The sequence below is a fragment of the Azoarcus sp. Soil_N_20 genome, from assembly GCF_057656155.1.
The window spans coordinates 209,764-234,079 of sequence record NZ_JBDGKX010000004.1; the positions used below are offsets into that span (position 1 = coordinate 209,764).

Consider the following 24,316-nt stretch of genomic DNA (forward strand, 5'->3'; position numbering starts at 1 on the left):
CCGGCGCGACGCCACGCTCAGGGCGGGCTTGTGGGGAAAGGCGCGGCGGGCTGATCGTGCGGCTGCGGAGTCTCCGTTGTCCGGCTCATTCTGTCGGCGCCGATGTCGATCGCCACCATGCGGCATTCACGACCGTCTTCATCGCGCACCGCCTCGAGTCTGACCATCGTCTCCGGACGATGGGGGGATGCCTCCAGCGCGATCTCGAGGTGTTCTCTGCCCTCGCCTTCCAGCACTGCGGCGAGGAATTCGTTGAACGGGGCCCGGAACGCTTCCTTGACCGATGCGGCAAACCGGTAGCGGCTCTTTTGCGAACGCTTGATGCCGAGCAGGATTGCCGCGGCAAGGTTGAGCTGCAGCACCACGCCCTGGGCGTCCAGGGTGATATAGGCCACCGGCGCGAAGTCGTAGATGTCGGCATATCTGGCGCGAAGGGCATCGGCCTCGTCGTAGGCGTGGCGGAGTTCGTCGTTGTGCATCTCGAGTTCGATCTGGTGCACCTGAAGTTCGTGCATCAGACGCGCGGTATCCCATGAGGTGTTCGGCTCGACGGGCTGAGCCTGCTTCAAGCGCGTCTCCGCACGCCGGCGCAAGGTGGCCGGATTGGGTCGTACCCGATGGCGCGACTCGTTCGTCGGCGCCAGTTGAAACAGCCGGTCATACTCCGACCTGACGACGCTGTAGCACTCACATACCCGACGTTCCAGGCCCGGCCGGTCAGTGACCGTGATATGGCCGCGGCTGTAATGGATCAGGCCCGCAGCCTGCAGTTTTCCAGCCGCCTCGGTGACGCCTTCGCGGCGCACGCCCAGCATGTTGGCGATCAGTTCCTGCGTCATGTTGAGCTGGTTGCCGGGCAACTGGTCGAGGCTGAGCAGGAGCCAGCGACAGAGTTGCTGGTCTACCGTGTGGTGGCGATTGCACACCACGCTCTGGGCCATCTGCGTCATCAGCGCCTGCGCGTAACGCAGGGCAAGGTGGAGCAGGCTGCCGTGCTGATCGAGTTCCCAGATTACGATCTCGGCGCGCAGACGGTAGGCGCCGCCCTCGCTCTGCACCACCACCTTGTGGGTCGTGGTTTCGCCACCGAGCACCAGCGGAATCCCCACCAGACCGTCATTGCCTGTCATCGCCAGTTCGGCCGACGAGCCGTTCTCGGTGGTGTAAACCAGCGAGACGATGCAGGTCGTCGGGAAATACAGGTAGTCCAGGGGGTCGCCCGACTCATACAGCACCTGACCCAGATGGAGTGCGACCAACTCGAGATCGTCCACCAGCCGCATGTACTCCGCGTCGGGCAGGGCGGCCAGGATTCGGTTCTGTCGCGGGGTATGCTGCGGTTCGGGGGGCATTGCACTTTCCTTGCGAGATGCGGACTTCACCCGTCGAGTGCCGACGGCAGAATGCCATCCGCGTTAAAAGTCTAGCTCATGAGCCCTGTTCTGTATGTACGGCAGCGCACCCAACCCCGCTGCGGCCGGGCCTCGGGGCGGGGCGTGCCTCAGTCCGGGAACGGATCGGTTGCCGAGTGTACGCAATCGCGCCCCGCCTGCTTGGCGAGGTAGAGCGCGCGGTCGGCCTGTTCCACCAGGTACTCGGGCAGGTAGTGCCGGGACGGCACCAGGCTGACCACGCCGAGGCTGACGGTGACGATGCCGGCGGGCGCGCCTGCGTGGGGCAGTGCCAGCGCGCGGATGTCGTCCCGCAGCCCGGACGCGATCCTGGCCGCATCTTCCGCGCCGATATCGGGTAGCAGCATGATGAACTTCTCTCCGCCGTAGCGTGCCACCAGTTCGCCTGCACGCCGCCCCGACTGCGCGAGGACGCGGGCGAGCGCCTGCAGGCAGTTGTCACCGGCCAGGTGTCCGTATCGATCGTTGAAGTGTTTGAACAGGTCGACGTCGAGCAAGATCAGCGCCAGCAGCGATCCGGCGCGCTGCCCCCGATCCCATTCCCGGACGAGGGCCCGATCGAAGCTGCGGCGGTTGGCGATGCCGGTCAGGCCGTCGATGTCGCTCAGCGCCTCGAGCTTTCGGGTGGCGTCTTCCAGTGCCCGGGTGCGCTGCTCGAGCAGGACCTCCAACTCGCGGTTGCGCTCGCTCAAACTCGCCATCGGGTAGATCTCGCCGTCCCCGGCCAGACCGAAGGGGACCGAAATGCCGCTATGGGCGATCTTCCACTCCGCGCCCTCGAGCCGGAAAATCAGTGTCAGCCGGGCGGTCTCCCGGGCCAGGATGTGCTCGGGAATTGGGAGTTGGATGTGAACGAAGGCAGTCACGGCGACCACGTCGTCGGCGAGATCCTGCAGCGCCAGGTCCTGCATCTCGATATTGATGCGGCCGGGCACCTGTGAGAAATCCTGGCGCGTGATCGCGATCCACTGTTCGCGGTCGGTGACCAGTACATCGCTGCTGCCGGCATAGCCGCTGAAATTCGCGCTGAAGCGCGTGGTCAGGCGTGGGTCGCGCGAGGCATACATCTCGATGTAGTCCTCGAACAGGGACCGGATCAACTGCTCGCGTTCCGGTCGCAATGGTCGGGCCGAACTAGAGCGCATCGCAATACATCCTGGGAATGGGAGCCGCCATGCGGTGGCTGTTTGCCGCCGGCGCGTCCGTGCCGGGGCGCCTGAATAATCTTACACCCGACGGCGCTTGACCGCCGCAGGCCGACGGACAGCAAAGAATGCTTTGGTGCGATGCAGCACAATGATAGTCTCTCCCCTTACGGAATACGGCATTCGAGCGTGAGACGATATGAGTGAAACAGATCTGAAACGGTTCTTTCTTGAGCAAGTGCGCCTGTTCGAACATTTCCCGGCCGACAAGGTCGAGGAGATCGTTGCCAGGTCCCGCCTGGCGACCTACGAGGGCAACGAGGCCATCCTGGAAACCGGCGACGAAGGGCACTTCATCGGGGTGGTGATCAGCGGCCACGCCGAGATCTCGGTCTCCGACAACACCGGCACCCGTTCGGTGATCAGCCAGCTCGGCGCGGGCGATGTGTTCGGGGTGATGTCGCTGCTCACCGGTGACCGCATCATTGCCGATGTCATTGCCGGCAACCGCTGCTACGTGCTGATGATCCCGCAGGAGGTCTTCCAGGCCTTTATCCTGAGCAATCCGAAAGCGGTCGCCTACCTTTCGCGACTGCTCGCCGAACGTACCCGGGCGATGTCGGTGGATCTCGCCACCGCCCAGAGTCGCGCGATGGCGCGGTCCAACGATCCCTACGCGCTGTCGCTCGGCACCAACGCCGCGGGCAAGGTCGTGGTGCTCAACGTCGGCATCAGCCAGATCCATTTCGGCATCTACGACACCCACGATCTCGGCTCCGACATCCACGGCATCATCGACAACGCCGACGACAGCGTTGCCCGTATCAGCGTGGCCGTCGGTCCGCAGGTCCGGACCATGGAGCGTCCGCCGTTTCCGCTCTCCGAGCTGTTGGCGGTGATGCAGGAATCGACCCGCCTGCTCGGCGAAGCGTTCATCTTCCACCTGCACGAGGTCACCGCGGTCGGCCATCGCGTGGTGCATGGCGGCAACAAGTTCTCCAGTTCGGTGGTCATCACCCCGACGGTCATCGCCGACATCGAGGCGCTGTCGATCTTCGCCCCGCTGCACAACCCGGTAAACGTCGAAGGGATCCGCGAGGCAATGAAGCAGCTGCCTGCGGTGCCGCATGTCGCCGTGTTCGACACTGCCTTCCACCAGACCCTGCCGCCCTACGCCTATCTGTACGGGCTGCCCTACTATCTGTACAAGCAGGACGGTATCCGCCGCTATGGCTTTCACGGCACCTCGCACCGCTACGTGTCGCTGAAGGCCGCCGAGGTGCTCAAGCGTCCGCTCGGCGAACTGGAGATCGTGTCCTGCCACCTCGGCATCGGCGCCTCGCTGTGCGCGATCGACCATGGGCGCTCGGTCGATACGACAATGGGCATGACCCCTACCGACGGCCTGATCATGCCCAGCCGCTCGGGGAGCATCGATCCGGCCGTGATGATTCATCTGCTGCAGAACCACGGCATGTCGCCGGAGCAGTTCTCGAACCTGATCAACACCGAGAGCGGCATGAAGGGCATCTCCGGAATCTCCAGCGATATACACGAGATCGAGGCCGCCGCCAGCGAGGGCCATCATCGCGCCCTGCTGGCGCACAAGGCGTTCTGCTATCAAGTGCGCAAGAATATCGGCGCCTACGTTGCGGCGATGGGCGGGATCGACGTGCTGACCTTCACCGGCGACATCGGCGAAACCAGCGCCGCCGTACGCAGCCTGGCCTGTCAGGGACTGGGCTACATGGGCATCAAGCTCGACGAGGAAAAGAACCGCAATCTCGGCACGGTGAGTTCGTGCAAGATCATCTCGGCCGACGATTCCCCGGTCACCATCCTCGTGATCGCCAATGACGACGAGCGTCTGGTGGCCTGGGAAACGCTGCGCGCGATCGAGCGCAACGACCTGATCGTGGCGATGAAGGAAGATCAGACGGACGCGCCGATTCCGATCGAGATTTCGGCCCACCACGTGCATCTGGCGCAAGCCGATGTGGAAAAGCTGTTCGGCCCCGGACACCAGCTGACGCCGGAGCACGAGCTTTCCCAGCCCGGGCAGTTTGCGTGCGCCGAAAAGGTGCACCTGGTCGGCCCCAAGGGGCGGATTGCCAACGTCCGCGTGCTCGGGCCGGCACGCAAGGAGACCCAGGTCGAGATCGCGATGACCGAACAGTTCAAGGTCGGCATTCAGCCCCCGATCCGCCAGTCCGGTGACCTCGCCAACACCCCGGGGATCACCCTCGAGGGCCCCTACGGCAGCACCACCATCGAGCGCGGAGTGATCTGCGCCCAGCGCCACATCCACATGGCGCCGGAAGACGCCCTGCGTTTCCGCGTGCGCGACAACTACGTGGTGCGGGTGCGCGTCCAGGGCGATCGCGAACTGATCTTCGGCGATGTGGTGGTGCGGGTGAATCCGGCCTATCGGCTGGCGATGCACATCGACACCGACGAAGGCAATGCGGCGAACATCCGCACCGGCATGCTCGGCTACATCGAGGAAATCCAGAGCAGGCACTAGCCGCCCGCCGGGTCCGCGATCGGACCGCTCACCGCAACGGTGTGCGGTGGCGGCCGTGCGGGGGCGACGACGGACGGGTGTTCAGGTGGATTCCACCGGGGATTCGTCACGACCCTTGAGCGATTCGGTGATGACTCTCCTGGCCAGGTCGCGCTCGGCTTCGTTATCGGTCCGGACGACCAGCACCGTATGTCCGGCCTTGATCGCATCCGCAACCAGATCGGAGAACTTGCCTTCCTTGCGGGCGGCACCGGCGGTCGCGCCGACCGCGGCACCGACGACGCCGCCGAGGCCGGCGAACCAGCCCAGCATCGCCAGCGGCGCGAGCACCGGGCTGGCGACAAAAAGGGTCACGTTGGCCGCGACCAGTGCCACGGTGCCGATGGCACCCACACCGGTACCCACGGCGGTGCCCACCGCGCCGTCCACCAGCACCGCCTTGAGCACCTCGTCGCTGTCGGCGTCGGCAGTCGTCGGTTCGGGTGCATGCCTGACTTCGATCGCGCTGTCGGCAAAGCCGAGCTCGATCAGCTCCCGACGCAGTCCTTCGGCCTCGGTCAGGCTTGGATAGACCGCGGACACCCGGTGGGGCCAGGTCTCGAGCTCGGGCCCGCTAACTGCCGGATTGGGTGCCGGGGTAGGGCGGCTGGCTGCCGCTGTTTTGTTCGCGCCCTGGTTTGACTGACTGTTCATGATGACCTCCGTGTCGCCTTGCGGACGACCTTCATGGCCGCAGTTCGTCCGCATACGGCTTGGTTCCGTAGAAGGCGTGGAGCTCGTCGCTCCAGGCCTGACTGGCCATATCCGGCCACGCGTCCTTGTCGAATCCGGGTGCGTCCTTGAGGCGGGCCGGGTCGATGTTGAGCAGAAAACGCTTGTTCATCGTGTCGAGCATCAATGCGTTCCACGGCACGGCAAACAGTTTTTCGCCCATGCCCAGGACGCCGCCGTAGGACAGCACCGCGTACGCGACGCGGCCGCGGCTCACGTCCAGCATGATCTCCTTGACCTTCCCCAGATCGTCGCCATTGGTGTTGTACACATCATCGCCGATGAGGGTGCCTGCACTCATCAGCCGGGGGCCGGGGCCCGGCGTCAGGTCGGGTTCGACGCGTTCGGCGGTGGCATTGCGGTCGTTGTAAGTGGTGTCGCGATCGTCGTCGTTCATTTTCATCTCCGGTTGAAACAGCTTCCTACCCGGGGGCGATCGATCCCGAAGGATGCTGCATTGCCCCGTGTCGAAAGCGTGCATGGACAACGACGCGTGGTCTGTTCGGCAACGCACGCTGGGCGACAAGTCGGTCGCCCCCTGCCGACGTCTGTACGACATCGCACGGACGATGCGTCGCGCTGGCCCCATACTGAATGCCGTTACCTCCGCTTCGAACCAGCAGTTCGCGCTGCAGGCCCGATCGAGCGACCGGATAGCGGTCGCCGTGACGAGTGAGTCGGAACACGGATCCCCACCCCTTCAACCCGAATGGAGCAAACCTGTATGAGATCAAACCAGCCCTTTGGGGTGTTCGCCAATCCAGTCCAGGAGTGGACCGACTTGGTGATGAGAACGGGCGAGATGATGATGGCGTCGGCACAGGTGATCGGCCACCGCACGACTCGCATGGCGGCGGTCGGTCCCAACCCGAGCTCGCAGGACTGCAGCGAGTTCGCCCTGATGGGACAGGAAAAATTCGACGCAGCCATCGAGTCGGCCGAGGCCATGGCTGCGCAGATGATGACGATCAACCTGCACCTGTGGACGCGGGCATTCGGGCTGATGCTCGCCGGCGCGACCGGCATGGTGTCCCTGGCTGCGAGCCGCAGCGTCAGCGAGTCGGTCGAAAGGCAGGCGACGCTGGCCCACACCATGACCCAGTCCGCCGACACGGCCTCGCACTTCTCCAGCTCCGTCGCCCGCCTTGCCCACAGCGGGCTCAGGCCGATCCATCTGCGGGCGGTGGAAAATGGCCGGCGGCTCGCCAACGGATAACACCGCCATGCGTCGCCGATGCGGCGTCCTACGAAGTTCGAGCGTCGCTGCAGGCGCCTGAACGGACCGGGTGGCGCGGCTACTTCGGGCGCGGTTGACGCAGATTCGCATCGGCCCCGGTCAGCTCGCCTGCGCGCAGCATCACCACCGCTTTCGCCACCGCCCTGGCGACATTGCGGACCTCTTCCTGTACCGCGTCGTCGCGATCGAGCGCCTCGTGGCTTTCGGCATAGGGCTGGTAATAGCCGATATAACGATCCAGGTGCGACAGCGGGCCTGCATCGATCAGGCCCATCCAGTCGAGCCAGTCACACAGACCTCTGCGCACGCCCTCGATGCCGGCCACGTCGCCGTGCACCACCACGCCGTAGGCGCGTCCGGCCAGATGCTTGGGATAGTCCCAGCCGGCGAGTTCGAGCGCCTTCGCCTCCTCGGCCTTCTTGCCGTGGGTAGTGGTGGGGTCGGGGTTGCCGCCATCGGCGCAGACCAGCCGGTCCATCATCAGTTTGAGCACGCTCGGGGTCTGATACCAGTACACCGGGGTGAAGATGATGACCGCGTGGGCCGCGACCCATTTTTCGTAGATCTCCGCCATCCAGTCGTTGGTCTGCCGCGCGCCGTGATTCGGGTAGCAGCTGCATGGCCAGTGGCACAGCGGCATCGCCGTCGATACGCAGCCCTTGCACGGATGGATGTGCAGGCCGTAGCTCGAGGTCAGCAGGCTGAGGTCGAGCAGGTCGACCTCGACCCCCTCGGCATCGAGTATCTCGCGCGCCCATTGGGTCATGCGGAAGGTCTTGGAGATCTCGCTCGGGCAGCTGCCGTCGTTGCGTGCCGAGCCGCAGACGAGCAGCACCCGCGACCGGGTGGCGCGATCCTTCTGCGTCCTTTCCGCCGCCAGCAGGCGATCGCGGGTGGCAATCCAGTCCACCGACAACGCGTAGTCGGGGTCTGCGAATCCGGGCCCGGCCTTGCGCGTTACCGGCGCCTTGTTGCCCTTGTTGTAGTTGTCCCACGCCACTTCCTCGACTTTGGCGAGTGCATCGCGGACTTCATCGAAAGCGGGGCCAACATAAGAGCCTGAGAACTGCTCATGGAACTCGGTCCGTCCGAGCTTTGCAGGCGCCTGACCTGCACGCAGTCGCGGTGCTTGCGGCATGCTGCCTCCGAAACGGTGGAAACGTCGATGGCCGGACACGATGCCCCGCCAGTGCTCAAATTTGCACAAGCGGCAAGGATGGTCTGTACGCTGACGAACAGAAGGTCCGGGCGTGTTGCGACATCATTCGTGCACGACTCCTTCATCGCTTCACTGTCCCGTGAGCCACAAGCGCAGCATCAATCGATCGTGTCAGACCCGCCACAGGCCGGCGCTCCGGGTCGGGGCAGCGCGTCCACGGGAGGCGTCGTGACGATACGACCGTTGCGGTGGGCGAAGTGGGTCGTGCCTCTGAGTCTGGTGATGGTTCTGAGCGTCTGCAGCACCTTGCCGATCATCGTGCCCGACATGGCGCCCGCAGCCTCGCCGGTGCAGATCGACGGGGCCCACGGACCGCTGTCGGCCGCGCGTAGCCGCGAAATCCTTGCGCGGCTGCAGCAAGACAGTGCAGCCAGCAATATCTTCGATCGCCATCTCGCACTCGAACAGGTCGTCTCCGACAGTCCGCTGCTGGGTGGCAATCGGGTGCGCCTGCTTGAGGACGGCCCGGACACCTACCGCGCAATGTTCGCCGCGATAGAGACGGCGCGCGACCACATCAACATGGAAACCTACATCCTCGAGGACGACGAAGTCGGCCGACGCTTCGCCGATGCGCTGATCGGGAAGCAGCGCCAGGGGGTGGCGGTGAACCTGATCTACGACAGCGTGGGCACGCTCGGCACGCCGGTAGAGTTTCTCCAGGGTCTGCGCGATAGCGGCATCCGCACGCTCGAGTTCAATCCGGTCAATCCACTGACGGCAAAGACCGGATGGACGGTCAACCAGCGCGACCACCGCAAGCTGCTGATTGTCGACGGGCGTTCGGCCTTCCTTGGCGGTGTCAACATCAGCAGTGTGTACTCGGGCGGCTCGTTCAGCCGCCACTCGAAGGTACGTCCGGGCGGGGCATTGCCGTGGCGGGACACCCATCTGCAGATCGATGGTCCGGTGGTCGCGGAGTTTCAGAAGCTGTTCCTCGATACGTGGCAGAGGCAGAAAGGCGAGCCGCTGGCGCCGCGGGAGTTCTTTCCGCAGTTGCAGCCACAGGGCAGGGAGGTCGTGCGTGCCATCGGCAGTTCGCCCGATGATGCGTTCAGCGTGATCTACGTGACCCTGCTGTCCGCGATCAACAGCGCGGAAACCGAGATCATGCTGACCAACGCCTACTTTGTTCCCGATCCGCAACTGCTGGACGCACTCAAGGCGGCGGTGGCCCGCGGCGTCGATGTTCGCCTGATGCTGCCGGGCACGACCGATTCGGCGCTGGTGTTCCACGCCGGGCGGTCTTACTACGACGAGTTGCTGCGTGCCGGGATCAAGATTTTCGAGCGGCGCCATGCGCTGATGCATTCGAAGACTGCACTCATCGACGGCGTGTGGTCGACAGTGGGCTCGACCAATCTCGACTGGCGCAGCTTCCTGCACAACGAGGAGGTGAACGCGGTCGTACTCGGTATGGAGGTCGGCGAGCAAATGCGTGCTGCATTCGAGCGCGATGTGAGCCAATCCGAACAGATCACACTTGAACAATGGAAACGACGTTCGATCGACCTGCGGGTAATGGAGATCTTCAGTCGGCTGTGGCAGTACTGGTTGTAGGTATGGCACGACGCTTCGGACCTGTAATCGGCCCCGCAGCCGCACGCCGGAGGCTCTGGGTGAATCCGGGCGCAGCGTGCATCGGCTGCTGTCTGACCGCAGGCAGGCTGCTGATGCTGGGCTTGGCGCTGCACTTGTCCGCTGCCCACGCGCAGGATGCGGCAAGCTTGCGCGAGCGCCATGCCGCGCTTCACGACCAGTTCGCCAGCAGCCCGTTCGGGCGCCCCCTGGTGCTCGAATCGATGCAGACCGAGGGCGCGCTCGAGGGCAGCATCCATGCCATCGTCGACCACCCCTACCGCGTCGTGGGCAGCGCCCTGTCGGCAATCGGGCACTGGTGCGACATTCTGATCGTGCACCTCAACGTCAAGGGCTGCCGCACGCAGCGCTCGGGTGCAGCGGACGTCCTGAGCGTCTTTGTCGGGCGCAAGTTCGATCAGCCGCTGGCGGACGCCTACCAGGTGGACTTCGGCTACCGTGTCGCCGCCCGTGGCCCGGACTACCTGCAGGTGCTGCTCGACGCCGACACCGGGCCGCTGGGCACGACCAACTATCGTATCGTGCTCGAAGCCGCGCCGCTCGATGCGCGGCGCAGTCTCGTTCACATGGCCTACTCCTATGGCTACGGCGGCGCGGCGCAGCTTGCGATGAAGGCCTACCTCGGGACCATCGGGCGGAACAAGGTAGGCTTCACCATCGTTTCGCGAACGCCCGAGGGTACACCGGTCTACATTGACGGGGAACGCGGCGTGGTCGAGCGCAACACGATGCGCTACTACCTCGCGATCGAGGCCTACCTCGCTGCCCAGGCCGTGGCGCCGGCGGAGCGGCCGGAGCGACGTCTGCGCGAGTGGTTTGCCGCGATCGAACGCCACCCGCAGCAATTGCACGAACTCGAACGCGACGACTACCTGCAGATGAAGCGCAGGGAGCTTGCGCGGATGGCACCGAAACCGCGGCCGGTTGTTCCGGTCAGATGATGGAATCACGGAGGGTTGATCAATGCAGGCAAGGCTTTCGTTACAGAAGGACAAACTCAAGTTCGTCCTGCTCGAGGGCATTCACCGCTCCGCGGTCGATGTGCTGGTGGCGGACGGGTATACGCAGATCGTGACCTTTCCGCGCGCGCTGGCCGGGGACGAGTTGATCGCGGCGATCGGCGATGCCCATTTCGTCGGCATCCGCTCGACCACCCGGCTCACCGGCGAAGTGCTGGGGCAAACGTCCCGGCTCGCGGCGATCGGCTGCTTCTGCATCGGCTCCAACCAGGTCGATCTGGATAACGCGGCCCGGCTCGGCATTCCGGTGTTCAATGCGCCGTTCTCGAACACGCGCAGCGTGGCCGAACTGGTGCTGGCCGAGATCATCATGCTGATGCGCGGGATTCCGCAGAAGAACGCGCTGCAGCACCGTGGCGGCTGGATGAAGAGCGCGGCCAGTTCGTGGGAGGTGCGCGGCAAGACGCTCGGCGTGGTCGGCTATGGTCACATCGGCACCCAGATCGGCGTGCTCGCCGAACAGCTCGGCATGGCGGTGGTATTTCACGACATCGAGCCGCGTCTGCCGCTGGGCAACGCCCGCCAGGCGGCATCGCTCGAGGCCCTGCTGGGGGCGGCCGATGTGGTCACCCTGCACGTACCGGAAACCCCGGCGACGAAGAACATGATCGACACCGCGGCCCTCGCGGCGATGAAGGCAGGAAGCTTCCTGATCAACGCCTCGCGCGGCACGGTGGTCGATATCGACGCGCTGGTCGCCGCACTCGACGCCAAACACCTGCTCGGGGCGGCGATCGACGTCTTTCCGGCCGAGCCCCGCGGCAACGACGATCCTTTCGTGTCGCCGCTGGCCCGCTTCGACAACGTGATCCTGACCCCGCACATCGGCGGCTCGACCGCCGAGGCGCAGGCCAACATCGGGCGCGAGGTTGCGGCCAAGCTGGTGCGCTACAGCAACAACGGATCGACGATCTCGGCGGTGAATTTTCCCGAGGTGTCGCTGCCCGAGCATGCCGGCATGTGCCGCGTGCTGCATATCCACCACAACATTCCCGGCATGCTGGCGCGCATCAACGAGCGCTTCTCCGCGGCCGGAATCAATATCGCCGGGCAGTATCTGCAGACCAACCAGCACGTCGGCTATGTCGTGATCGACGTCGATGCCGCGGCGAGCCAGGTCGCCTTCGACCAGCTGTGCACGATCGAGGGCACGATACGCTGCCGCATGCTGTACTGAGCTATTGGAGGAGCGCCTCGAATTCCAGCATCAGCTCGACATCGTCGCCCACCAGGTTGTCCTGGACCGCATAGGTCATGCCCCACTTGCTGCGCTGCAGGGTCGTGGTCGCCGACGCGCCGAGCGTGTGCTTGCGATGGCCGAAGGGGTAGGGCGCAGCCTTGTTCAGGGTGATGTCGAGCGTCACCGGATGAGTCTGACCGAGGATCGTGAGCATGCCGTCGAGCTTGCCGGAGTTGTCGGCGCCCGGGGTGTAGCGGGTGGCTTCGAAGACGATCTCCGGATGGCGCCTGACCTGCAGGAAATCGCGGTCGCGCAGGTGGCCGTCGCGTTTCTGGTGGTTGGTGAACACGCTGTCGGCGGCAACCACCACGCGGCCGGAGGAGAGCTGGCGGGTCTCCTCGTCGTACACGAACTGTCCGCTACCCTTCAGGAACAGCCCGATGGTCTTGGCATAGCCCACGTGCGCGACCTGGAAGCCGATCGAGAAATGCTCGGGGTCGATCTGGTAAGTCTGGGGCGCGGCGAGCGCCTGCTGGCCGAAGCCGGAAGACATCCACAGGGCGACGAGCAGTGCCGGGGCGGCCGATGGCTTGAGGCGGACGGGGTTCATGGTCGGACTCCTTGGGTGCATGGGGGCCGGGCGGGCTGTCCGGCGGCGTGAAGGAAGAGCCAGCGCACATCCTGTGCGAACGAAAGCGTCAGCAGCGCCAGCGCCAGCGCCAGCATCGAGGTGCTGAGCGGCGTGGTGACGAAGGGCAGCAGACACAGCAGCAGACTGGCGACCTGTACCACGCACACCAGCTTGCGCCGGAAGCTGGCGGGCAAGCTGGCGGCCAGCCAGGGCAGGAAGCGCATCGCCAGCACGAACAGGTAGCGCATGGCGCCGATCGCCAGCACCCACGGACCGGCCTTGTCGAGCATCACCACCATTACACACAGCACGAGGATGAAGAAGGCGTCGAGCTCCATGTCGAAACGTGCGCCGAATGCGCTCGCGTTGCCAGTACGGCGCGCAACCCAGCCATCCACCCCGTCGAGCAGCAGCGCGATGGCGCACAGTACCGCGATCGACAGGGCATCGTGCCGGAGGACGGCGGGGAACGGCAGGGTGGCGGCCACGACCGAAACCAGGGCGCCGCGCACCACGGTGACCCGATTGGCTGCGCCGAGCGACTGGCGCAGCGAGGGCCAGTGCCACGCAACGAGCATCGCCATCCCGACATAGACCAGCACCGCGGCAAGGGGCAGTGCGTGCGGCAAGGGCAGCAGTGCCGCCGCGGTCGCACTGAGCGCACCCGCAATCGCAAGCCCGGCCGCCAACTCCAGGATCGCGACCGGAACCTGGCGTCGGCATGACGACTCCGAGCCTCGCTGCATGCGCCTCCTCCCATCCGTTTCGGCATACTGTACGGTCAATGCAGTTCTTGGTCCCGATTTTCGATATGGAGTTCAGCGCCTGATGCTTACTCATGCATTCTGGACGGCGGCGCCCGGCCGTGGCGAGATTCGCGCGCTCGAGCTGGCCCCGCCGCGGGCGGGTGAAGTGAAGGTCCGGGCCCTGTTCAGCGCCATCAGCCGGGGTACCGAAAGCCTGGTGTTCAGCGGCAACGTTCCCGAGAGCGAGTTCGGCCGCATGCGCGCACCGTTCCAGGAGGGCGACTTCCCCGCACCGGTCAAATATGGCTATGCCAATGTGGGCGTGGTCGAAGCGGCGCACGACGATGCCGATCGGATGCTGATCGGCCGCCCGGTGTTCTGCCTTTTTCCGCATCAGTGCCACTACGTGGTGCCGGTCGCGGCGGTCGTGCCGCTGCCCGACGGCGTGCCTGCGGCACGCGCGGTGCTGGCCGCCAACCTGGAGACGGCGGTCAATGCCTTGTGGGATGCCGGCCCTGCGGTGGGAGACCGGATCGCGGTGATCGGCGGCGGCGTGGTCGGCAGTCTGGTGGCCTGGCTGTGCAGTCGGATGCCGGGCACGCGGGTCGAGCTGATCGACATCAATCCGGCACGCGCGGCGCTCGCGAATGCGCTCGGCGTGGACTTTCGTCTGCCCGCCGCGGCCACGCCCGACTGCGACCTCGTCTTTCACGCCAGCGGTAACCCGGCCGGACTGCGCCAGGCGCTGGACCTCGCCGGCCAGGAGGCGACGGTGATCGAGATGAGCTGGTTCGGGCGTCAGGAGGTAAGCCTGCCGCTCGGCGCCGCCTTTCACGCCCGTCGGCTCACGCTGCGTTCGAGCCAGGTCGGCCACGTTCCACCAATCCGGGCGCCGCGCTGGACGTACCGGCAGCGCATGGCGCTGGCCCTGTCCCTGCTCGCCGATGGGCGCCTCGATGCGCTGATCAACGGCGAGAGCGACTTCTTCGAATTGCCCGCACTCATGCCGCACCTGCTGGGCGAGCCGGGCGCAACCCTGTGCCACCGCGTCCGTTATCCGTCAGCCTGAAAATCCGTTTGCCTTCCCCCAGTTGTGCAGTGTCCACCACCTGCGTCCCACCTTGAGGAACCCCTATGTACAGCCTGACCGTCCGCGACCACATCATGATTGCCCACAGTTTTCGGGGCGAGATCTTCGGCCCCGCGCAGCGCACCCACGGCGCGACCTATGTGATCGACGTGTGCTTTCAGCGCGTCGAACTCGACGATGACGGCCTGGTGGTCGACATCGGCCTCGCCAGTACCGTCCTGCATGCGCTGCTGGCCGAGCTGAACTTCCGCAACCTCGATGACGAGGCCGCATTCAAGGGGCGCAACACCACCACCGAGTTCATGGCGCGGGTGATCTTCGAGCGCATTGCGCAGGCGGCGCGTGCCGGCCAGCTGGGTGAGGGCGGACGCGGGCTCGCCGCGCTCAAGGTCACGCTGCACGAGTCGCATATCGCCTGGGCCGCCTACGAGGGAAGCCTGTGAGCGGGGCGCCGGCAAGCCGGCACTGCACCTTCATCGTGGCCGGCGATCCGGCACAACTGACGGGCGGTTATGTCTACGATGCACGCATCGTCGACGGATTGCGCACGCGCGGATGGACGGTCGCGGTGATCGGCCTGAACGGGCGGTTTCCGGCGCCCGACGCGATCGCGCGCGCGGCGTTTGCCGCGGCGCTGGCGGCGCTGCCCGCGGGCGCGCTGGTAGTGGTCGACGGATTGGTGACCGGGGGGCTGCCGGAGGTGGTTGCGGCGCACCGCGGCCGCCTGCGCATGATCGCGCTGGTGCATCATCCGCTGGCCGACGAAAGCGGTCTGGATACGGAGCAGCGTGCGGCGTTTCTGCGCAGCGAGGCGGCGGCGCTCGCACAGGTCGACCGCATCGTCGCGACCAGCGCCTTCACCGCCCGCCGGCTTGCCGACTTCGGCCTGCCTGCGATCCCGATCGACGTGGTGGAGCCCGGTGTCGATGGCGCAGCGCTCGCACCGGCCGAGGGTCAGCCCCCGCGCCTGCTGTGCGTGGCCAGCGTGATTCCGCGCAAGGGTCATGACGTGCTGGTGGAGGCGCTCGCCGGGCTGGGCGATCTGCGCTGGAGCTGCGATTGCGTGGGTAGCCTGAGCCGCGATCCCGACCATGTGGCACGGGTGAGGGCGCTGATACACAGCCATCGCCTCGACGCACGTATCCGGCTGTGCGGCGAACAGGGCACGGACGTCCTGCCGCGTTCCTATGCCGATGCGGACCTGTTCGTGCTGGCGTCGCATTACGAGGGCTATGGCATGGTGATCAGCGAGGCGATCGCTCGCGGCCTGCCGGTGGTCACCACCACCGGTGGTGCGCTGGCCGCGACGCTTCCCCCCGGGGCCGGCCTGCAGGTGCCGCCGGGCGATGCCGCCGCGCTGGGTGCCGCCTTGCGTCGCGTGTGCGAACAACCCGGCCTGCGCCAGGCGTTGCGCGACGGGGCGAGAAGGGCTAGAACCCTGCTGCGGGGCTGGCCGGCGGCGGCTTCATCTTTCGAACGCGTGGTGGACGGCGCCGCGCAGGGCGGATCGTAGGCGGACCGTGATGGCACGCTCTCTTCGCGCAAGGCGCCCCTCGAACAATGCGTGGTCCGGATGACACGGTCGGGAGAAGGCTCGATGGCAGATTCGATTTCCGCTCAGGGCGCGCCATCCGACGGCCTTCACCCCGAGGCCGGATTCAGTGCCGACTGGCTCGCCTTGCGCGCCGGCGCCGATGCACGGGCCCGCGATGCCGGCCTGACCGTGCGTGCGCAGCAGTGGCTCGAGGTGCGCCGGCAGCAGCGCGACGACGGGCTGCTGCGGCTGCTCGATCTCGGCGCCGGTTGCGGCGCCAATCCCCGCTTTCTTGCCGGACGGCTGCCGGGACCGCAGGCGTGGACGCTGTTCGATCATGATCCCGCACTGCTCGCGCGTGCGGCGGCGCAGGGTGCGGCCTGGCGCGACATGGAGGGGACGCCGGTCCGGGTGGAGACGGTCTGCGACGATCTAGCCCGGTGGCAGGCCGAGGAGTTGTCCGGATTCGATCTGGTCACGGCCTCGGCCCTGATCGATCTGGTCGGCGCAGACTGGATCGAGCGGCTTGCGCGTGGATGCGGGCGGGCGGCTTGCGCGGTGCTGATCACCCTCAGCGTGGATGGAGGCTGGGGTCTGACCGGAGTGGAGGAGGACGCCGACGATGTCTTCGTGCGCGCCGCTTTCAATGCTCATCAACGGCGGGCAAAGGGCGTGGGCGCGGCGCTCGGGCCGGACGCGGCGCGGCATCTGGCCGACGCGCTGACGACGCACGGGTATCAGGTATGGCTTGCACCCAGTCCGTGGCGCTTGCGCATGTCCGTCGCAGCCGACCAGGGGCTGGCGATGGCACTGCTCGCGGGCTGGCGCGACGCGGCGCAAGCCCAGTGTCCCGCGGCCGCGGCGCGGGTCGCGGCCTGGTACCGGCGGCGGCGCGAGTCCCTGCTCGGGCCCGATACGGTGGTGGAAGTCGGTCATGTCGACCTCCTTGCCCTTCCGGGCGGCGGGTTCGACCCGTCCCGGGGGCAATGATGCAACCCCCTTTTCCGGAAGCCGGGGTGCGCCGCTTGCGCCGGCGGCTGCGCGTGCTGCTTCAGTTTGCGCTCAGCGCCGGGATGCTGGCACTGCTGTGGTGGTGGCTGGAGCCCAATGAGGCGCTTGCCGCACCGGGCCCGCTGTCGCCGGGCTGGCTGTTGCCGGCGCTGGCGCTCGGGGTGCCGCAGGTGTGGCTGTCGGCGTGGCGCTGGCGGCTGACCGCGGCGCGTCTAGGCCTTGCGCTGCCGCCGCGGCTGGCGTTTCGGGAGTACTACCTGGCGAGCTTCCTCAATCAGGTATTGCCCGGCGGGATCGCGGGCGACCTCACCCGGGCCTGGCGCCATGCGGGTGCGGGCGGCCGCGGACGGGCGCCGTGGCATGCGGTGCTGATCGAGCGCGCATCGGGACAACTCGCCCTGGCACTGGTTGCCGGGTCGGCGCTGACGCTGTCGCCTGCGCTGCGAACCGCGGCGACCGATGGCCTGGCCGCGCTCGCGCTGCCGTCGGGGGTGTGGCTGATCGGCAGCTTGGCGATCGGCATGCTGGTCACCCCCCGTTTGCGTCCGGCGTTGGCGGTGCTGGGACGGGATGCACGCCAGGCCTTGTTCGCACGTGGCGTCCTGCCCTTGCAACTGCTCGGATCACTGATCCTGGTTGCGAGCTACGTCACGGTCTATTTTTGCTGTGCGCGAGCGCTCGGGGTGTTGCTGCCGGCGGCGGACTTGCTGCCGCTCATCCCGCCCGTCCTGCTGGCGATGGCGTTGCCGCTGTCGGTGGCAGGGTGGGCCGTGCGTGAGGGGGCGGCGGCGCTGGTGTGGCTGCTCGCGGGCTGGCCACCGGCCCAGGGCGTGGCGATCTCGATGCTCTATGGGCTGGTGGTGTTCGTCTCCAGCCTGCCGGGGGCGGTGGTGCTGATCGGCAGCGCCCGCGGTCATTCCCGCAGCGGCCGAGGCGCGGCGCCCTGAGTGCGCCACCCGCCGCGCGCTCAGCGCAGGGTCAGCTCGAACAGGGTGTCCTCGCCGCAGGCGAAACGACGGCTGCGAGGGCGCAGCGCGCTGTCCAGTGTGTCGATCGGGGGCAGGCTCAGGCCCTGGCGGCCCGAGCCGATCACCATCGGCGCGACCAGCAGGTGCAACTGGTGGAGCTGACCCGCCTGCAGAAAGCGCGAGACGGTGAATCCGCCGCCCTCGATCAGGATCCGGTGTAGCCCGCGGCTGGCTAGCAGGGCGAGGACGGCGGCCGGATCCACGCCGTCGGCGCCGTTCGCGATCGCGAAGGTGGGAACATCACGGGCCACCGGTGCAGCGTTCGACAAGTGAAGGGTGGGCGCCTGGCGGTCGAGGAACAGGCGTGCGTCCATGCGCGCCCGGCCCCGCGGGTCGAGCACCACGCGGACCGGATTGGGGCCGGCGGCATGACGGACGGTGAGCTGCGGGTCATCGGCATTGACCGTGCCGACGCCGACCACCACCGCATCCACCAGGGCCCGCAAGCGGTGCAGATGGGTGCGTGCCGACGCGCCGTTGATGTAGAACGAGCCGCCCGATTCGGTGGCGATGCGCCCATCCAGGCTCTGCCCGAGCTGACCGACGACGAAGGCGCCGGGACGTGCCGCCAGGGGCAGGAAGATCGACAGCAACTCCTCGGCTTCGCGCCCGGGAGGGCAGTCGGACGACCACCGGCCGCCGCTTTCGATGTCGAGCCGGAACGCCCCGTCGGTCAGTGTCGCCACCCGCGTGCCCGCCCAGTCGTGCCGGCGGGCGGCAAGAATCAGGCGCCACGCCCCGTCGACGTCCAGTTCCGCTGGCGCCATCAGAGAACCTCCGGACATGGTTGGTGGTCTGTAATGCGGTGGCGGGTCAAGCGCCGTCCGCCAGGCGGCCGAGATCGAAGCCGTGCGCATCGGCAATGATGCGGGAAAGTGCGTCGGCGAAATGCTCGACCAGTCTCGCGCCCAGTTCGGCGCTCGCGAGGCAGGCATTGCCGGTGACGCCGGCCGGATTGAGGTCGGCGGCCATCCAGGCAAACCCGGCCTCGCCTTCGGGGCCGAGCAGGCTGCCTGCCGCGGCCATCTCGAGGCCGAGCGAGGGCCAATTGGCGATGGCATGGTGACGGACCTTGTGCGGTGCCAGATGCATCATCATCGCGGTTTCCATCGCGCCCCCATGAAGGCCGTGGCGCAGTTCGGCCGCGGGCAGGGCCTCGGGCGGCGGGGCGAAGCGGAAGTAGTTTGCGCGCACCACCAGCATGCGATGGGTGGCGCGCAGGCGGAGCGCCGCCAGATCGAGCACCGCCTTGTTGCCGCCATGACTGTTGAACAGCACCAGACGGCGGAATCCGGCCCGTGCCACACTGGCGCCGATCTCGGTCAGTGCGGCCAGCGCGGTCTCCGGCGACAGGCTCAGGGTGCCGGCATGGTCGCGGTGTTCCAGACTGAGTCCGATCGCCAGTGGGGGCAACAGACAGGCGGGCGTGGTGGCGGGAAGGCGGGCGAATGCTGCGCCGGCAAGTCCCAGGCCGATATCGAGGTCGGTGGACAGTGGAAGGTGCGGCCCGTGCTGTTCGATCGCCGCCAGCGGCAGCACGGCGACCGCGTCCTGCTCGGCCAGCGCGCCGATCTCGGCGGGAGTCAGGTCCTGCCACAGCGGATGAAGGGAGAAAGGCATGTCGATGTCTTGGGGGCGGGAGCGGTTGATGGGCGTTGGAAGCAGGTTTGATCCGCGAGTTCCGGCGGGTGCCGATGAATAGCGTACAGCTGTTCGACCGGCCGGCGTGGGGCGAAGCGAAACGCGGCGCGCTGCTGCGTGTACTGGTGGCGCTGCTGGCGCTCAATACGCTGCTGAGCTTCGGCAATGCCTGGCCGGGCGTGGGTATCCGCTTCGATCTGCAGCTGTCGGTGGAACTCTGCCTCGGCGCCAGCGTGTTGTGCGCCTGGGTGAGCTGCCGTGGCCAACCGTCGGCGCGGGCGCTGGCGGCACTTGCCTCCGTCCTTGTCCTGCTGATGCTCGCACGCTACATCGAGGTGACGGTGCCGGCCGTTCTCGGGCGTCCGGTCAATCTGTACTGGGACGGACGTCATGCGTGGCAGGTGTTGCGGATGGCGACGACCGAGCTTGGTCCATGGCGAATCGGCGGCGCCGGCCTGGTGCTGGTGGCGGGGTGCGCACTGCTTTTCGGCTTCGTACGGTGGATGCTCGGCATGCTGGTGCAGGGCCTTGATGTCTGTGCCGGGCGCAGGTGGTTGCTGGCGGCGGGCTTCGGCGCGGTGCTGATCCACCTCGCGCCGCCGTGGCCGGAGCTGCGGTCGGTGTTCGCGACCCCGGTCAGTGCCGCCATCGTGCGCGCCGGCGTTCAACTGCACGATGCGCTTTCGCCCCGTGAAGTCGAGCGGCTGTCGCCGGGTCCCGAGTTTTCCGGGGCGATCGCGGCCTTGCGCGGCGCCGATGTGTTGCTGATCTTTGCCGAGGCCTATGGCGCGGTGAGCATCGACGATGTGGCGATCGCGGCCGGCCTCGCCGAGTCGCGCGCGCAGTTGCAGCGTGCGGCACGGGGCAGCGGGCGGGGCGTGATGTCGGCACGGGTGCGCTCGCCAACCTTCGGCGGCGGCTCCTGGCTCGCACATGCAGCCTTGCTGTCCGGCGTCGATACCCGCGATCCGGGCGATTACGAGCTGCTTCTCACCACCGACCGGCCGACGCTGGTCAGCCACTTTTCCCGCCACGGCTATCGCACGGTGGCGTGGATGCCGGGTTTGCAGCGACCGTGGCCAGAGGGGCGTTTCTACGCTTTCGATCGCTACGCGGACGCCGACGATATCGGCTATTCCGGGCCGGGGTTCGGTTTCTGGCGCATCCCCGATCAGGCATCGCTCGCATTGCTCCACGCCCAGGAGCTCGCGCCGGGATACACGGCCGACCTGCCGGCGCGCGGGCGGGCGGGGGGCCGGGCGCCCCGTTTCGTCGTGTTCCCCACGGTGAGTTCCCATGCGCCGTTCGCGCCGGTCGCGCCCTATCTGAGCGACTGGAGCCGCCTGCTGCGAGACAATGCCTATAGCTCCGGACAAGTCGCCGCCGCACTGGAAGCGCCGGTTTCGTGGACCGACCCGCGACCGGCCTATCTGCACTCGATGCGCCATACCTTCGCGTGGCTGGCCGGCTACCTCGCCGAGCTTGCCGCGCCGGATCTGCTGCTGATCGTGATCGGCGATCATCAGCCGGTCGGCGGCGTAAGCGGGCGCGACGCTTCGTGGGAGGTGCCGGTGCATGTGTTCAGCGCCGATCCGGCCCTGCTCGCGCGCTTCCAGGCCGCGGGGTTTCAGCCCGGGATGGGAATGGATGCGCCGACGCTCGGCGACATGCACGAGCTGACCGCGCTGCTGGTGGATATCCTTGCTCACCCGACCACGGGCGCAAACATCGTCCGTGCCGGTGATGCGCGCGCGGCGGAACCAGGCGTGGGGCGTTCAGGCCTCGATGTGACGCAGTGACAGGTCGAGCGCGCGCACGTCCTTGGTGAGGCTGCCGATCGAGATCCGGTCGACGCCGGTTTCGGCGATCGCCCGCACCCGTTCGAGGTTCACCCCACCCGAAGCTTCGAGCTCGGCGCGGCCATTGTTGATCCGCACCGCTTCGCGCATCTCGTCGAGGCTCATGTTGTCGAGCAGGATCATGCCGACACCGGCGTCGAGCGCTTCGTGCAGCTCCTCGAGGCTTTCCACCTCGACTTCGATGAAGACGTTGGACGGAGCGATGGTACGGGCCTGTTCGACCACCTCGCGGATGCCGCCGGCGGCGATGATGTGGTTCTCCTTCACCAGGATGCCGTCGTACAGACCGATGCGATGGTTTACCCCGCCCCCCACCGCAACTGCATACTTCTGCGCAAGGCGCAGGCCGGGCAGGGTCTTGCGGGTATCGACGATCTTTGCGCCGGTGCCGGCCACCGCATCGACGAAACTGCGGGTCACGGTCGCGGTGCCTGACAGCAACTGCAGGAAGTTCAGTGCGGTTCGTTCGGCGGTGAGCAGCACGCGGGCGCGGGCGAGTACCTCGCACAACTCCTGTCCGGCCTCGACCCGGTCGCCGTCCTTGACGTGCCACACCACCCTGGCTGCCGGACTGAGCGCGGCGAAGGCCGCATCGAACCAGGCGGTACCGCAGATGACGGCGGCCTCGCGGGTGATGACCCGGCCGCGCGCTTCGGATTGCTCGGGAACAAGGCGTGCGGTGAGATCGCCGGTACCGATGTCTTCCGCCAGCGAAGCGGCGACGTTACGCTGGATTTCGACGCGGATCTGTTCGGAGAGCATGATAAGAAACCGGTTTGAGTAAGCTGGATCGAGATTCTATCATTGCGCTCCGACGGCCTCGCGCCGCCTTTTCCCGACAGGCCTCACTTGAAATCCCGCGATCTGGCTGAACTCCTGTTGCTTGCCGCCCTGTGGGGTGGTTCCTTTCTGTTGATGCGGATCGCCGCGCCGGCGTTCGGTCCGATTGCGCTGATCGAACTGCGGGTCGGCCTGGCGGCGCTGGTATTGCTTCCCATCCTCGGCATGCAAGGCGGGCTGCACCAGCTGTGGCGTCGATGGGCGGCACTGACCGCAGTCGGATTGACGGCCTCGGCGCTGCCCTTCGTGCTCTACGCGTGGGCGACGCTGTCGGTTACCGCCGGGTTCGCCTCGATCGTGAATGCGACCACACCCATGTTCACCGCCCTCGTGGCGTGGGCCTGGCTGAAGGACAAACTCACGCCGGCCGCGATGGCGGGCATGCTGGTCGGCATCCTCGGGGTGGTGATCCTGGTGTGGGGCACGGTCTCGTTCCGTGCCGGAGGTTCGGGCTGGGCAGTGGCCGCCTGCCTCGGCGCGACCCTGTCCTACGGCGTCGCCGGCAGCATGACCAAGCGCTATTTGAGCGGAGTTCCGCCGATGGTGACCGCGACCGGCAGTCAGCTGTATGCCGCGATCGTGTTGATGCCGCTGGCGGTTGCATACTGGCCGCAGCAGTCGCCGTCGGGGTCGGTATGGGCCGCAGCGGCACTGCTCGCGGTGGCGTGCAGCGGTCTGGCCTATGTGCTGTTCTTCCGCCTGCTGGCGCGCGTGGGGCCGACCCGGGCGGTGACGGTGACGTTTCTGATCCCGCTGTTCGGCATGCTGTGGGGTGCGCTGTTCCTCGACGAAACCATCAGCGCGCGAATGATCGCCGGCTGCGCGGTGATCCTGCTCGGCACCGGGCTCGCGACCGGCGTGGTGGACAGCCTGCGCCTCAAGCCGCGCCGGACCTGACGGCGGGCCGAGCGGCGGGTCAGGCCTTGTGCCGGCTGCTGATGTGGCTGCGCCGGCTGTCGACCGCAATCATCGCCCCGGCGCCGGCAATGGTCAGGATGCCGGCGAGCGCGAAGCCGTCGGGCAGGTGGCCGAATGCAATCCAGCCCATCAGCGTGGCCCAGATCAGCTGGACGTAGAGGATGGGCGACAGCACCGAGGCCGGCGCCTCACGGAAGGCGCGGATCAGCAGGAAGTGGCCGAGCCCGCCATACACGCCCAGCGAGACGATCATCAGCGCATCGACCACCCCGGGGACCGGCCCGCCCCAGATCCAGGGCAGGATCAGGGTCATCGCCACGGTGCCGATCAAGGCCGTGTAGAACAGCATGGTCACCGGATTCTCGGTCGGTGACAGCTGACGGGTGAGGATCTGGTAGATCGCATAGGACAGCGCGCCTGCGAGCGCGAGCGCGATGCCCTCGGTCACCAGGCCGCTGCCCGGGCGCGCGATCAGCAGGACGCCGACGAAGCCGACGATGACCGCGGCCCAGCGCAGGGCGCCGATCTGTTCGCCGAGCACCGGCCGGGCGAGCAGGGTGACGATGAGCGGGGCGGCGAACACGATGGCGGTGGTTTCGGCCAGCGGCATGCGTGCCAGTGCCGCCATGCCGAAAAAGGTGGTGCCGAGCAGGCAGATCGCACGCACGATCTGGCGTGCGGGCCGGGTGGTGGTGACCAGGCGCAGCCGCATCGTCGGGGCGAGAAAGATCATCATCAGCAGGAAATGCCCGGCGTATCGCGCCCACACCAGCATGGGTACCGGATAGGTCTGGCCGAGGCGCTTCGCGGTCGCATCGAGCAGCACGAAGAGGAAAAGCGCGCCCAGCAGCAGCACGATGCTGCGGCCGAGAGCAGGGCGGGGATCGGGCATCGGGGGGCAGCTATGGCGGT

The 24,316-nt window shown here is 67.1% G+C and carries 23 protein-coding genes; 12 read left to right on the top strand and 11 right to left on the bottom strand.

All coding sequences use genetic code 11. The features are described from left to right. Positions 1-17: 17 nt before the first annotated feature. Both AC3A35_RS10450 and AC3A35_RS10455 read right to left on the bottom strand, forming a co-directional pair. Positions 18-1,352 carry a Crp/Fnr family transcriptional regulator gene (locus AC3A35_RS10450; protein ID WP_487435999.1) on the bottom strand — a complete coding sequence of 445 codons (1,335 nt, stop codon included), beginning with the start codon at positions 1,350-1,352 and terminating at the stop codon, positions 18-20. A gap of 149 nt (positions 1,353-1,501) precedes the next feature. Beyond that, on the bottom strand, positions 1,502-2,557 hold the full coding sequence (locus AC3A35_RS10455; protein WP_487436000.1) for a GGDEF domain-containing protein: 1,056 nt from the start codon (positions 2,555-2,557) through the stop codon (positions 1,502-1,504). Between the two features lie 199 nt (positions 2,558-2,756). Here AC3A35_RS10455 and AC3A35_RS10460 point away from each other — a divergent pair, with 199 nt between their 5' ends. Next, the gene (locus tag AC3A35_RS10460) at positions 2,757-5,081 is read left to right on the top strand and encodes an acetate/propionate family kinase (RefSeq protein WP_487436002.1); all 2,325 of its coding nucleotides are present in this window, start codon (positions 2,757-2,759) and stop codon (positions 5,079-5,081) included. An 81-nt stretch (positions 5,082-5,162) separates the two neighbouring features. Here AC3A35_RS10460 and AC3A35_RS10465 read toward each other — a convergent pair whose 3' ends face one another. Beyond that, positions 5,163-5,774: a hypothetical protein gene (locus AC3A35_RS10465; RefSeq protein WP_487436003.1), complete on the bottom strand. Its 612-nt coding sequence runs from the start codon at positions 5,772-5,774 to the stop codon at positions 5,163-5,165. A gap of 31 nt (positions 5,775-5,805) precedes the next feature. Continuing rightward, positions 5,806-6,249 carry a PRC-barrel domain-containing protein gene (locus tag AC3A35_RS10470; protein WP_487436004.1) on the bottom strand — a complete coding sequence of 148 codons (444 nt, stop codon included), beginning with the start codon at positions 6,247-6,249 and terminating at the stop codon, positions 5,806-5,808. Between the two features lie 327 nt (positions 6,250-6,576). On the opposite strand from AC3A35_RS10470, the gene AC3A35_RS10475 reads away from it, so the two are divergent. Next, positions 6,577-7,068 carry a polyhydroxyalkanoate granule-associated phasin gene (locus tag AC3A35_RS10475; protein ID WP_487436005.1) on the top strand — a complete coding sequence of 164 codons (492 nt, stop codon included), beginning with the start codon at positions 6,577-6,579 and terminating at the stop codon, positions 7,066-7,068. A gap of 79 nt (positions 7,069-7,147) precedes the next feature. Here the strand turns inward: AC3A35_RS10475 and AC3A35_RS10480 are convergent, their stop codons facing one another. Then, positions 7,148-8,227, bottom strand: a complete 1,080-nt coding sequence (locus tag AC3A35_RS10480; protein WP_487436006.1) for a flavodoxin family protein — start codon at positions 8,225-8,227, stop codon at positions 7,148-7,150. Between the two features lie 303 nt (positions 8,228-8,530). On the opposite strand from AC3A35_RS10480, the gene cls reads away from it, so the two are divergent. The 3 genes from cls to serA are packed head-to-tail and all read left to right on the top strand — an operon-like array spanning position 8,531 to position 12,103. Continuing rightward, positions 8,531-9,868, top strand: a complete 1,338-nt coding sequence (cls, locus tag AC3A35_RS10485; RefSeq protein WP_487436007.1) for a cardiolipin synthase — start codon at positions 8,531-8,533, stop codon at positions 9,866-9,868. Positions 9,869-9,927: 59 nt separating this feature from the next. Continuing rightward, a complete protein-coding gene (locus AC3A35_RS10490) occupies positions 9,928-10,848 on the top strand; it encodes a hypothetical protein (protein WP_487436009.1) in 921 nt (306 codons plus the stop codon). A gap of 22 nt (positions 10,849-10,870) precedes the next feature. Further along, positions 10,871-12,103: a phosphoglycerate dehydrogenase gene (gene serA / locus AC3A35_RS10495; protein WP_487436010.1), complete on the top strand. Its 1,233-nt coding sequence runs from the start codon at positions 10,871-10,873 to the stop codon at positions 12,101-12,103. A gap of 1 nt (position 12,104) precedes the next feature. Here the strand turns inward: serA and AC3A35_RS10500 are convergent, their stop codons facing one another. Together AC3A35_RS10500 and AC3A35_RS10505 are read right to left on the bottom strand one after the other, a co-directional pair. Further along, positions 12,105-12,716 (bottom strand): YceI family protein, encoded by a 612-nt coding sequence (locus AC3A35_RS10500; protein ID WP_487436012.1) that lies wholly within the window; start codon positions 12,714-12,716, stop codon positions 12,105-12,107. Beyond that, a complete protein-coding gene (locus AC3A35_RS10505) occupies positions 12,713-13,483 on the bottom strand; it encodes a CDP-alcohol phosphatidyltransferase family protein (RefSeq protein WP_487436013.1) in 771 nt (256 codons plus the stop codon). The genes AC3A35_RS10500 and AC3A35_RS10505 overlap by 4 nt, the downstream gene beginning before the upstream one ends. 82 nt (positions 13,484-13,565) lie before the next feature. Between AC3A35_RS10505 and AC3A35_RS10510 the strand changes: the two genes are divergently transcribed. The 5 genes from AC3A35_RS10510 (at position 13,566) to AC3A35_RS10530 (ending at position 18,065) form a co-directional block, all read left to right on the top strand. Beyond that, entirely contained in the window at positions 13,566-14,552 is a 987-nt protein-coding gene (locus AC3A35_RS10510; protein WP_487436014.1) for a zinc-dependent alcohol dehydrogenase, read from the top strand. Positions 14,553-14,617: 65 nt separating this feature from the next. After that, the gene (locus AC3A35_RS10515) at positions 14,618-15,016 is read left to right on the top strand and encodes a 6-pyruvoyl trahydropterin synthase family protein (RefSeq protein WP_487436015.1); all 399 of its coding nucleotides are present in this window, start codon (positions 14,618-14,620) and stop codon (positions 15,014-15,016) included. Continuing rightward, the gene (locus AC3A35_RS10520) at positions 15,013-16,086 is read left to right on the top strand and encodes a glycosyltransferase family 4 protein (protein ID WP_487436016.1); all 1,074 of its coding nucleotides are present in this window, start codon (positions 15,013-15,015) and stop codon (positions 16,084-16,086) included. The genes AC3A35_RS10515 and AC3A35_RS10520 overlap by 4 nt, the downstream gene beginning before the upstream one ends. A gap of 84 nt (positions 16,087-16,170) precedes the next feature. Beyond that, on the top strand, positions 16,171-17,097 hold the full coding sequence (locus tag AC3A35_RS10525) for a methyltransferase domain-containing protein (protein WP_487436018.1): 927 nt from the start codon (positions 16,171-16,173) through the stop codon (positions 17,095-17,097). Continuing rightward, entirely contained in the window at positions 17,094-18,065 is a 972-nt protein-coding gene (locus tag AC3A35_RS10530) for a lysylphosphatidylglycerol synthase transmembrane domain-containing protein (RefSeq protein WP_487436019.1), read from the top strand. The genes AC3A35_RS10525 and AC3A35_RS10530 overlap by 4 nt, the downstream gene beginning before the upstream one ends. A 20-nt stretch (positions 18,066-18,085) precedes the next feature. Here AC3A35_RS10530 and AC3A35_RS10535 read toward each other — a convergent pair whose 3' ends face one another. Together AC3A35_RS10535 and AC3A35_RS10540 are read right to left on the bottom strand one after the other, a co-directional pair. Continuing rightward, on the bottom strand, positions 18,086-18,913 hold the full coding sequence (locus tag AC3A35_RS10535; RefSeq protein WP_487436020.1) for a RibD family protein: 828 nt from the start codon (positions 18,911-18,913) through the stop codon (positions 18,086-18,088). 46 nt (positions 18,914-18,959) lie between these two features. Beyond that, positions 18,960-19,766 (bottom strand): creatininase family protein, encoded by an 807-nt coding sequence (locus AC3A35_RS10540; RefSeq protein WP_487436021.1) that lies wholly within the window; start codon positions 19,764-19,766, stop codon positions 18,960-18,962. A gap of 74 nt (positions 19,767-19,840) precedes the next feature. Here AC3A35_RS10540 and AC3A35_RS10545 point away from each other — a divergent pair, with 74 nt between their 5' ends. Beyond that, a complete protein-coding gene (locus AC3A35_RS10545; protein WP_487436023.1) occupies positions 19,841-21,586 on the top strand; it encodes an alkaline phosphatase family protein in 1,746 nt (581 codons plus the stop codon). On the opposite strand, the gene nadC is transcribed toward AC3A35_RS10545, so the two are convergent. After that, positions 21,563-22,408, bottom strand: coding sequence for a carboxylating nicotinate-nucleotide diphosphorylase (nadC, locus tag AC3A35_RS10550; protein WP_487436024.1), 846 nt, complete (start codon positions 22,406-22,408; stop codon positions 21,563-21,565). The two genes, AC3A35_RS10545 and nadC, sit on opposite strands and share 24 nt — an antisense overlap. An 87-nt stretch (positions 22,409-22,495) precedes the next feature. Here nadC and AC3A35_RS10555 point away from each other — a divergent pair, with 87 nt between their 5' ends. Further along, on the top strand, positions 22,496-23,383 hold the full coding sequence (locus AC3A35_RS10555; protein WP_487436025.1) for a DMT family transporter: 888 nt from the start codon (positions 22,496-22,498) through the stop codon (positions 23,381-23,383). 19 nt (positions 23,384-23,402) lie between these two features. Here AC3A35_RS10555 and AC3A35_RS10560 read toward each other — a convergent pair whose 3' ends face one another. Next, on the bottom strand, positions 23,403-24,296 hold the full coding sequence (locus AC3A35_RS10560) for a DMT family transporter (protein ID WP_487436027.1): 894 nt from the start codon (positions 24,294-24,296) through the stop codon (positions 23,403-23,405). Positions 24,297-24,316: the final 20 nt, after the last annotated feature.